This is a genomic window from Amycolatopsis sp. SID8362, assembly GCF_010550475.1.
Lineage (GTDB): Bacteria > Actinomycetota > Actinomycetes > Mycobacteriales > Pseudonocardiaceae > Amycolatopsis > Amycolatopsis eburnea.
Genome location: NZ_JAAGNB010001063.1, coordinates 1 through 5,998, shown reverse-complemented (window position 1 = coordinate 5,998; position 5,998 = coordinate 1). Strand labels below are relative to the sequence as shown.

8 protein-coding genes are annotated in these 5,998 nt (G+C 71.3%); 7 read left to right on the top strand and 1 reads right to left on the bottom strand.

The window, feature by feature from the left end; all coding sequences use genetic code 11:
- The 7 genes from G3I65_RS33455 to G3I65_RS33425 all read left to right on the top strand — a co-directional run.
- A partial coding sequence (locus tag G3I65_RS33455) for a hypothetical protein (protein WP_160699643.1) occupies positions 1-198 on the top strand: 198 nt, incomplete at its 5' end.
- A gap of 53 nt (positions 199-251) precedes the next feature.
- Entirely contained in the window at positions 252-677 is a 426-nt protein-coding gene (locus G3I65_RS33450; protein ID WP_086861080.1) for a roadblock/LC7 domain-containing protein, read from the top strand.
- Entirely contained in the window at positions 674-1,045 is a 372-nt protein-coding gene (locus G3I65_RS33445) for a DUF742 domain-containing protein (protein WP_086861078.1), read from the top strand. Before G3I65_RS33450 ends, G3I65_RS33445 begins: the two co-directional genes overlap by 4 nt.
- Entirely contained in the window at positions 1,026-1,616 is a 591-nt protein-coding gene (locus tag G3I65_RS33440) for an ATP/GTP-binding protein (RefSeq protein ID WP_203612585.1), read from the top strand. Before G3I65_RS33445 ends, G3I65_RS33440 begins: the two co-directional genes overlap by 20 nt.
- A 285-nt stretch (positions 1,617-1,901) precedes the next feature.
- A complete protein-coding gene (locus G3I65_RS33435; RefSeq protein WP_309235864.1) occupies positions 1,902-2,864 on the top strand; it encodes a hypothetical protein in 963 nt (320 codons plus the stop codon).
- Between the two features lie 48 nt (positions 2,865-2,912).
- The gene (locus G3I65_RS33430) at positions 2,913-3,542 is read left to right on the top strand and encodes a hypothetical protein (RefSeq protein WP_160699642.1); all 630 of its coding nucleotides are present in this window, start codon (positions 2,913-2,915) and stop codon (positions 3,540-3,542) included.
- Positions 3,539-4,354 (top strand): hypothetical protein, encoded by an 816-nt coding sequence (locus tag G3I65_RS33425; RefSeq protein WP_160699641.1) that lies wholly within the window; start codon positions 3,539-3,541, stop codon positions 4,352-4,354. The genes G3I65_RS33430 and G3I65_RS33425 overlap by 4 nt, the downstream gene beginning before the upstream one ends.
- Positions 4,355-4,406: 52 nt before the next feature.
- On the opposite strand, the gene G3I65_RS33420 is transcribed toward G3I65_RS33425, so the two are convergent.
- Positions 4,407-5,998: LuxR C-terminal-related transcriptional regulator (locus G3I65_RS33420; protein ID WP_203612584.1), on the bottom strand; the 1,592-nt coding region annotated here is incomplete at its 5' end.

Sequence of the window (5,998 nt, the reverse complement as noted above, 5' to 3'; positions counted from 1 at the left end):
ACCCCCGCCGCGCCGCGCCCGGCCGACGACCGGCCCCGGCTGCCCCGGCGTGAGCCGCAGCAGAACCTCGTCGCCCAGCTCGAGGCCGAACCGGACGACAGCGACGACGACGTCGTGGCGCCGGGCGAAGGCACCGCGCGCACGCTGGCGGCGTTCCACAAGGGCACCCGCCGCGGCCGCGGGCCGGACGAAGCGTAGTTCCCGACCGCACACAGGAAAGTCCACACAGGAAAGTCAGGGTCTGACGTCGAATGAACGAGTACGGGAACCCCAAACCCGATCTCAACTGGCTGCTCGACGACGTGGTGAGCCGCGTGGTCGGCGCGCAGAACGCGATCGTGCTGTCCGCCGACGGGCTGCTCATCGGCAAGTCGGCGGGCATGAGCAAGGACGACTCGGACCAGCTGTCGGCGATCGCCTCCAGCTTGCAGAGCCTCGCCAAGGGGGTGAGCAAGCAGTTCAACCGCGGCCCGGTGCTGCAGAACATGATCGAGATGGAGCGCGGCTACCTGTTCGTCTCGGCGGCGGGCCAGGGTGCCTGCCTCGCCGTGCTGGCCGCGGACAACGTCGACGTCGAAATGATCGCCTACGAGATGAGCCGCCTGGTCAAACGGGTCGGCGACTACATGGCGTCGGCGCCGCGCGAAGCGGCGCACGTCCTGCGGGAGGCCACGTGAGCTCGGACGACGGCTGGTACGACGAGGCCGCCGGGCCGCTGGTCCGGCCGTACACGATCACGAGCGGCCGGACGCCGGCCGACAGCGCGCGGCTGGACCTGTCCACACAGGTCATGACGCTGCGGTCGGAGCAGGAGCCGGTCGGGCTGGGCCCGGAGCACGTGGCGATCGTGCAGCTGTGCCGCCACCCGGTTTCGGTCGCGGAGATCGCCGTGTACGTGAAGATCCCGCTGGGGGTCGTGCGCGTGCTCGTCGGCGACCTGATCGAACGCGGCCTCGTGATCACGCGCTCCCCCACCCACCACCCGGCGCAGTCGCCGGACCTCGAAACACTCCAGGCGGTTCTCGATGGCCTCATCAAGTACTGACGGCACGGGGGCCGACCTGGTCCCGACGCCGGTCAAGATCATCGTCGCGGGCGGGTTCGGCGCCGGGAAGACCACGATGGTCGGTTCGGTCAGCGAGATCCCGCCGCTGACGACCGAAGAGGTGCTCACCGAGGCGAGCGCCGGGATCGACGACCTGTCCGGTGTGGAGCGCAAGACCACCACGACGGTCGCGCTCGACTTCGGCCGGATCACGATCTCGCCGCGGCACGTCCTGTACCTGTTCGGGACGCCGGGGCAGGCGCGCTTCTGGTTCATGTGGGACGACCTGGCGCGCGGCGCGATCGGGACGGTCGTGCTGGTCGACACCCGGCGGCTGGAGACCAGCTTCGCCGCCATCGACTTCTTCGAGCGCCGGAAGATCCCGTTCGTCGTCGCGGTGAACTGCTTCGACAACGCGCCGCGCTACACCGCCGACGAGATCCGAGAGGCCCTCGTGGTCCCGGATCGAGTGCCCATCGTCATGTGTGACGCGCGTGACAGGGACTCCAGCAAGCTCGCGCTGATCCGGTTGGTGAAGCACGCGATGACGGTGGTGCCCGCGCGGGTCTGAGACCTGCGCGTTGTCCACTTGGTGTCCGGTCTGGACTCGCCGGTGTCCGATGTGTCCCTCCGTGTCCACCCCGGACACCGGCGTACCCACATGGCCCAATTGGTTGCACCACCCGGGTGCAGCTTTTTAGTTGAGCAAGCATCCAACTGATAGCATCCGCTCGTGACCAGTCGAGTGCCGGACTTTCCTGAATATATAAGGGAAAACTATCCGGCACAGGGCCGTCTGTTCGGTGACTTTCTGTGCGGGCTCTGGGCTACTGCGAGTGAAGCGCTCGGGGTGCCGGTGGAACAGTCCGTCCGGACGACCAGGGCGTTGCGCGCCGCACTCCCCCGCTGGGCGCACGACCGGATCGGGCTCGTACCCGCGCACCCGTCCTATGTGGCGGATGACGGATTCCCGGCCGAGATGTCGGTGAACTGGTCCGGCGGCGAACCCGAACTGCGCATCCTGTTCGACAGCCTGGGTCACGACGTCGTCTGGCCCGGGGACGGCGGGCTCGTCACGCGCCGGCTCGACCGCGTCCACGAGACGTTCACCCCGCGGGCAGGCCGCCCGTCGCCCGCGCCGGTGTGGCACTCGATCGCCTGGCGCCCGCCGTCGCGGATCGTCCACAAGACCTACTTCGGGCTCTACGCCTGGCCGCACACGCACCGCGAGGCCGCCGTCGCGGAGGCGATGGACCGGCTCGGCATGGGCGAGGCCTGGGACGACGCCCGCCGCCGCGTCGAAACCGTCGGCGGCGAACGGGAAATCGAGTTCTTCGCGGTCGACCTGGCCGACGAAGCCGAAGCCCGGGTCAAGATCTACTACCGCAACCACGACGCCGGTCTCGCCGAAGTCAACGACGTCGCTTCGGTGGCGCTGAGCCACGACGCGGCCGCCGCGGCGGCCGCGTACCGCACGCTGACCGGCGGCCGCCCCGAAGCCGGGGAAGCCGCCCTGAGCTGCCTCGCGTTCCGGTCCGGGGTGGACCGGGCCGCGGAGTCCACGACGTACCTGCGCCTGCCCGATCTCACGTCCAGTGACGAAGAAGCCGTTGAGCGCACGGCGGAACTGCTGCACCGCGAAGGCGTCGACCCGGGCCGGTTCCGCCTCCTCACCGCCGCGCTGGCGCCGGGTCCGCTGTCCGATACACGCGTGCTGGAGCTCGTGAGCTACCGCACAGCGGGCCGCCGCGGCGACGTGACCACGTACTTCCGGTTCCCCGTCTACGACCGGGCGCTCGCGCCCGTTGATCTTGGCTAGGCGTCCCGGAAGGATGATCTCCCGCAGCACCAAGCTAAGGAGCCGATCGTGACCCAGCAGGACGTCGAGCGCGTCGCCCGCCACAACGAGCAGCGGCAACGGGAATACGAATCCTCGGACCTGATCCGCCTGCTGACCGACGAGACCACGCCGCCGGAAACCCGGAAGGCCGTGCTCACGTACCTGCAGCCGTGGTCGAACGCCTTCCAGCGGATGATCAGCGCGCGGGTCAGCTTCGAGAGCGACCCGGAACTGCGGGCGCTCGCGCTGGAGCACCAGCAGGAAGAGGTCGGGCACGACAAGATCCTCGCCCGCAGCCGCGCGGAGGACCGGCAGCTGGTCTGGGACCCGGTCATCGAAATGGGCGCCTCGTGGTTCGTCGACCAGTTCGCGATCCTGCCCGGCGTGCAGCGCGCGGTGCTGGCGCACCTGGCGCTCGAAGCCGGCAGCCTCGTGTTCAGCCAGGCGGGCACGAAGGCGTTCCCCGAGGACGAATACTTCGAGCTACACGACGAAGCCGACGTCGAGCACCTTGAGATGGGGTACGAACTCCTGCGGCAGCGCGAGGACTGGACCGACGACGCGGTGATCGCGGTCCTCGACCGCGCGTGGCAGGTGATCGGCGTGGTTTCCGACCGCATCGCCGAGTGCGCCCGCCGCGATACGGTGGCGGCATGACCACACCCGACCCCGCCGACGCCGCCCGCGCGATCGCCGCCGAAGCCGCCGAGGCCTACCGGGAAGCACTGGGAGAGCGCCTGATCGGCGCGTACCTGCTGGGCAGCCTGTCCTACGGCGGCTACTCCGCGGCGGCCAGCGACATCGACCTGGCCCTCGTCCTCACCGACGTCCCGGAGGGTGACGAGGTCGCGCCGGTGACGGCCGCGCTGCAGGAGCGGAGTCCGTTGCACCGCAAGCTGTCGGTGTTCTGGGCCTCCCTCCCGGCCCTGCGCGAAGGCCGCGACGACGGCCGCTTCCCGGCACTGGACCGCCTGCAGCTCGCCGACCACGGCGTCCTCCTGGCCGGCCGCGACGTCCTGTCCGAGGTGGCCCGCCCGGCCGCGGCGGAAATGCTGCTGGAGAGCGCGCGCTTCGCGACCGCGGTCCTGGCGACCGACGAGGTGGCGGCCGAGTTCCGCGAACCCCGCCGCCTGCTGGCCGACAAGGTGTGGTTCACGAAGGCGGTGCTGTTCCCGGTCCGGTTCCTTTGCTCGGCAACGCTTCCGACGGGCCGCGCGGCGAACAACGACGAGGCGATCGAGTGGTACCTGTCCCAGCCGGACACCCCGGCGGCCTCGCTGGTGAAGCTGGCGGAGCGCGTCCGGGCCGGCCACCCGCTGGCGGCGGAGGAGGCACGGCCGGAGCTGCTGACGGGCCTGGTTCCGTTGTACCGCCACTACATCGAGGCGGAGACGAAGCGCCTGCGCGACACCGGCGCGCCCGCGGACGTCGTGAAGGCGTTCGAAGACTGGGGCGACCGGCTGGGCTGAGTTCCCGCGCGGGGTCGTGAGTGTGCAGTCGGGTTAGAACCCGACTGCACACTCACGACTGCGGTGTCGGCACCTGCGGGTTCCGGGCCGCCCAAGCGGCCACCTGGGCCCGTGAGTCGAAACCCAGCTTCCGCAGGATGCGGTTCACGTGGCCTTCCGCCGTGCGCCGGGAAATGACGAGCCGGTCCGCGATCTCCTGGTTGGACCGGCCGTCCGCGATCAGGAACGCGACTTCGCCTTCCCGCTCCGTCAACGGCGTCGGGCGCGCCCGGTCCGTCGCCTGGGGCCGGGACGGGCCCGAGTCCCCGAGCGCGTACGCGATCGCCTCCGGGAGGCCGAACTCGCGGCCGCGGCGCACCGCCGCTTCGAACGGGCCGTCGCCCAACGCGCGCCGAGTGCGCGTCTCGCACTCGCCGTGTGGGGCGCCGAAGTAGCGCGAGCCGAACATCGGGAAGCCGACCGCCTGCCAGATCGGCTGCGCCGAACCCAGCATGACCGCCGCCGGCTCCCACTGTTCGCGGGCGGCCTCGGTCCACGCCAGTGCCTCGATCGCCAGCACGATGCCGAGCAGGTCGTGGAACGTGCTCTTCACGCGCAGGCAGTCCCGCCCGTGTTCGGCCGCCCGGTCGAGGTCGCCGCGGCCCAGCGCGACCAGGGCCTGCGCGTAGACCGCGTACGCGTGCGCCCACTGCTCGCCGTGGGCGGCGCCGGTCGCGCACGCCTCCTCGCACAGCCGGCCCGCGCGGTCGAGGTCGCCCAGGAACACCGACGCGATGGCCAGCTCGATGCCGGCCAGCATCACGTTGCTGTTCAGCTCGCCGAGCTGCCGGTAGCGGGCCTGTGCCTCTTCGAACAGCGTCTTCGCGTCGCCGACGTCGTCCCCGACCAGCAGGTTGCAGCCGAGCCGGTGCGTCGCGTACGCCAGCGCGACCTCGTCGCCGGTCCGCGTCGCGTAGGCGCGGCACTCCTCCAGCATCGCGACCGCGGCGGCGTTGTCACCCTGCAACGTCGCGACGTACCCGTTGACGCACAACGCTTTCGCCCGTTCCGCGTCCGGTTCGGCGGCGAGGGCGAGTGCGCGGTCGAGCCAGTGGCGGCCTTCGCCGAACACCCCGCAGCCCGCCCAGTAGAACCAGAGGGTCGAGGCCAGCCGGAGGCCGGTGCCGAGCTCGCCCGGCTCCGTCAGGCTGTAGTCCAGCGCGGCCCGCAGGTTCGCGTGCTCGAGACGGGTCCGCCGGAAGATGTCCGCCTGCCCGGGCCCGAACCACGCCCGTTCGCTCCGCTCGGCGACGTCGAGGTAGTGGTCCCGCATCCGCCGCAGCACCGGCGCCGTCTCGCCGGACGCGGTCAGCTTGTCGCGGCCGAACTGCCGCAGCGGTTCCAGCAGCCGGAACCGCTGCCGGTCGCCGTCGGCCTCGCGGAGCAGCACCGACTTCTCGACGAGCCCGGCGATCCGGTGCCGCAGCTCGGCGGCGGGCAGCCCGTCGCCGGCGCAGACGCGCTCGGCCGCCGCGACGTCGAAGCCGCCCGCGAACACCGACGCCCGCGCCCACAGGTGCCGTTCGGCGGGCGAGCACAGCGCGAAGCTCCATTCGACGGCGGCGCGCAGCGTCTGGTGCCGCGGCTCCCCGCCGCGCTTCACCG

Bases quoted from the DNA above. Each gene is read 5' to 3' on its own strand.
- G3I65_RS33450 (WP_086861080.1), top strand. From the start codon at position 252: ATGAACGAGTACGGGAACCCCAAACCCGATCTCAACTGGCTGCTCGAC.
- G3I65_RS33440 (WP_203612585.1), top strand. From the start codon at position 1,026: ATGGCCTCATCAAGTACTGACGGCACGGGGGCCGACCTGGTCCCGACG.
- G3I65_RS33425 (WP_160699641.1), top strand. From the start codon at position 3,539: ATGACCACACCCGACCCCGCCGACGCCGCCCGCGCGATCGCCGCCGAA.